The following is a 3,356-nucleotide window of genomic DNA, read 5'->3' as shown; positions in this document are numbered from 1 at the left end:
TTCATCTGGCTGGATCCCGCGTACGACGTCGACGCCGACACCTCGCTCACACCGTACGAGGCCGGTTCCTCCACCGTCACCCCGAAGTCGGTCGCGATGCCCGCGAGCCCGTCGGCGTACCCCTGGCCGACGGCCCGCGCCTTCCACTGGCCGCTGCGGCGGTAGATCTCCACGACCACCAGCGCGGTCTCGGTGCCGAGCCGCGGCGGGGTGAACGTCGCCAGCACACCGCCGCCGTCCGCGTCCCGGATCGTGGCCGTCGGCTCGATGCCCTGGAAGGTCTGGCCGGCCGCGTCCGGGCTGGCCGTGACGACGATCTTCTCGATCTCCGGCGGGACGGCGGCGGTGTCCACCGTGACCGCGTCCGGAGCCGTGCCGCCGCCCGAGCGGTAGGTCACGCCGGGGCCGTTCGGCTGGTTGTAGAAGATGAAGTCGTCGTCGGAACGCACCTTGCCGTCGCCGGTGAGCAGCAGGCCCGACACGTCGAGCCGCACCGGGGCGGAGACGTCCACCGTCACGCGCGCGGTCGGCAGAGGGATGTTCGAGCCTGGGGTCATAGCTGTCATACCGGGTGAACGAACGACACCGCTTTACCGTTCCCTTACCGGCCGGAACCCGCCGGACGGCCCACGGAACCCGCCGGACGGCCTACGGCACCACCACGATCTTCCGCCCCACGCCCGCCGCGAACTGCTCCAGCGCCTGCGGGTAACGCTCCAGCGGGATCCGGTCGCTGATGAAGACCTCCGGGTCCAGCACCCCGTTCGCGAACAGCTCCGCCGCCCGCTCGAAGCTGTGCAGCACGGCCATGGAACCGGTGATGGTGATCTCCTGGTTGTAGATCCGGTACGGGTCGATGGTCACGCGGGTCGCGTAGTCGGCCACGCCGAACTGGAGGAAGGTGCCCGCCTTCGCCACCCGGTCCAGGCCGTCCTGGATCGCCGCCGCGTTGCCGGTCGCGTCCACGACCACGTCCCAGCCCTGCGGCCGGTCCAGCTCGTCCGCGCTGCCCGCCGCGCCGGTGACGCCGAGCCGGCGGGCGGTCTCCAGGCGGGCCGGGTTCACGTCGACCACGTCCACGCTCGCCGCGCCGGTCCGCTTGGCCAGCTCCAGCATCATCAGGCCCATCGTCCCGGAGCCGTAGACCAGCACGTGCGCGCCGAGGCGGGAGCGCAGCACGTCGTAGCCGCGCACCGCGCAGGACAGGGGCTCCACCAGGGCCGCGTCCTCGGTGCGCACGTGCTCGGGCAGCCGTACGCAGTTCGCCACGGGGGCGACGGCGTACCGGGCCGCGCCGCCGGCCGTCGTCACGCCGATCGCCGCCCAGCGCTCGCAGAGGTTGTTGTGGCCTGTACGGCAGTAACGGCACTCGTGGCAGTACAGGGAGGGGTCGACCGCGACCCGGTCGCCGGGCGACAGCTCCGTGACGTGGGTGCCGACCCCGACCACCTCGCCGGCGAACTCGTGCCCCGGCACGATCGGCAGCCTGGGCGCGAACTCGCCCTGGAGGATGTGCAGGTCCGTGCCGCACAGGCCGCACGCGGCGACCTCCACGACGACCTCGCGGGGTCCTGGCACCGGGTCGGGGACCTCGGTGACGACGGCGCGGCCCACGGACTCGATGACGGCGGCCTTCATTTCACGGCTCCCAACGACAGGCCCTGGACCAGCTTGTCCTGGGCGGCGAACCCCGCGGCGAGCACCGGCAGGGAGATGACGAGCGACGCGGCGCACACCTTCGCCAGGAACAGGCCCTGGCTGGTGATGAAGCCGGTCAGGAAGACGGGGGCGGTCTCGGCGACCACGCCCGTCAGGACCCGGGCGAAGAGCAGCTCGTTCCAGCTGAAGATGAAGCAGATCAGGGCCGTGGCGGCGATGCCGGGCAGGGCGATCGGCGCCACCACGCGGGTGAGGACCACCGGGAGCCGGGCGCCGTCCACCCGGGCCGCCTCGATGACCGCGACCGGCACCTCGGCGAGGAAGGACTGCATCATCCACACCGCGATCGGCAGGTTCATGGAGGTGTAGAGGACGACCAGCAGCCAGATGTTGTCGAGCAGCCCGGCGTCCTTGGCGAAGAGGTAGACCGGCAGCAGGCCCGCCACGGCCGGCAGCATCTTCGTCGACAGGAAGAAGAACAGCACGTCCGTCCACTTGCGCACCGGACGGATCGACAGCGCGTACGCGGCCGGGAGGGCCAGCAGCAGCACCAGGAGGGTCGAGGCGAGAGAGGCCACCGCGGAGTTGGCCAGCGCGGGCCACGGGCTCGCGCCGCCGCCGCTGCCGAAGAACTCGCGGTAGCCGTCGAGGGTCAGGGCGGCGGTGAAGGACGGCGGGTTGGTCGCCGCGTCCGCCTCGGAGTGGAAGGACGTCAGTGCCATCCACGCGATGGGCAGGAAGAACACGATCCCGGCGAACCAGGCCAGCAGGCCCGGCCCGTGGCGGCGTACGGCCCTCATGCGCGGGACACCTCCTCGCGGAACAGCGACGACACCACGCGCAGCGCGAACGTCGCGATGACGAGCGAGCCGGCGACCACCAGGACCCCGGCGGCCGAGGCCAGCCCGTTCTCGTGGGCCTGGTAGAAGCTCTGGTACACGGTGTAGGGCAGGTTGGCGGTGCCGAGGCCCCCGGAGGTGAGCGTGAACACCGCGTCGAAGTTCTGCACGATGTAGATCGAGCCCAGCAGGGCGCCCAGTTCGAGGTAGCGGCGCAGGTGCGGCAGCGTGAGGTGGACGAAGATCTGCCAGTCGCCGGCGCCGTCCACCCGGGCCGCCTCGATCTGCTGCTGGTCCCGGCTCTGCAGTCCGGCCAGCAGGATCAGCATCATGAACGGCGTCCACTGCCACACCAGGGAGGCCTCGACGGCGAGCAGCGGGGTGCGGGAGATCCAGTCGGGCTGTGGGCCGCCCACATAGTGCGACAAGCCGTTCAACAGGCCGTATTCGGGGTTGTAGAGCACATGCTTCCACAGCAGGGCGGCCGCCACCGGTACCACCAGGAACGGCGCGATGAGCAGGGTGCGCACGATGCCGCGGCCGCGGAACCGGCGGTCCAGCAGCAGCGCCAGCACGAGTCCCAGGACCAGGCTGGCCAGCACGACCGTCGCGGTGAGCAGCACGGTCGTCCACACCGAGTGGCGCAGGTCCGCGTCGGTCAGCACCTGGCGGTAGTTGTCCAGGCCGGTGAAGCGGCGGGCCTTGGGATACAGGGCGTTCCAGTCGAAGAAGGAGATCACCAGCGTGGCCGCGAACGGCAGCTGGGTCACGGCGATCAGGAAGACCAGGGCGGGCAGCAGCGGGGCCCGGGTGGCCGGAGTGGACGGTGGCCGGGAGACGGAGACGCGTGCATCGAGC

At 71.3% G+C, this 3,356-nt stretch carries 4 protein-coding genes; all 4 read right to left on the bottom strand.

Annotated features, from left to right (window positions below; translation table 11 throughout):
* Positions 1 to 557: TerD family protein (locus H5J33_RS28215; RefSeq protein ID WP_181797659.1), on the bottom strand; the 557-nt coding region annotated here is incomplete at its 3' end.
* Between the two features lie 91 nt (positions 558 to 648).
* On the bottom strand, positions 649 to 1,638 hold the full coding sequence (locus H5J33_RS28210; RefSeq protein ID WP_181797658.1) for a zinc-dependent alcohol dehydrogenase family protein: 990 nt from the start codon (positions 1,636 to 1,638) through the stop codon (positions 649 to 651).
* The gene (locus H5J33_RS28205; RefSeq protein ID WP_181797657.1) at positions 1,635 to 2,459 is read right to left on the bottom strand and encodes a carbohydrate ABC transporter permease; all 825 of its coding nucleotides are present in this window, start codon (positions 2,457 to 2,459) and stop codon (positions 1,635 to 1,637) included. Before H5J33_RS28205 ends, H5J33_RS28210 begins: the two co-directional genes overlap by 4 nt.
* Positions 2,456 to 3,356: carbohydrate ABC transporter permease (locus tag H5J33_RS28200; protein ID WP_181797656.1), on the bottom strand; the 901-nt coding region annotated here is incomplete at its 5' end. The genes H5J33_RS28200 and H5J33_RS28205, both read right to left, overlap by 4 nt.

Origin of the sequence: Streptomyces sp. WELS2, from assembly GCF_013870595.1 — a bacterium.
In the GTDB taxonomy this organism is placed as follows: domain Bacteria; phylum Actinomycetota; class Actinomycetes; order Streptomycetales; family Streptomycetaceae; genus Streptomyces.
This window is presented reverse-complemented; position numbering and strand designations above follow the sequence as displayed.

What these genes read in the sequence shown, in the direction of transcription:
- H5J33_RS28210 (WP_181797658.1), bottom strand. Translation starts at nt 1,638, where the DNA reads ATGAAGGCCGCCGTCATCGAGTCCGTGGGCCGCGCCGTCGTCACCGAG.
- H5J33_RS28205 (WP_181797657.1), bottom strand. Translation starts at nt 2,459, where the DNA reads ATGAGGGCCGTACGCCGCCACGGGCCGGGCCTGCTGGCCTGGTTCGCC.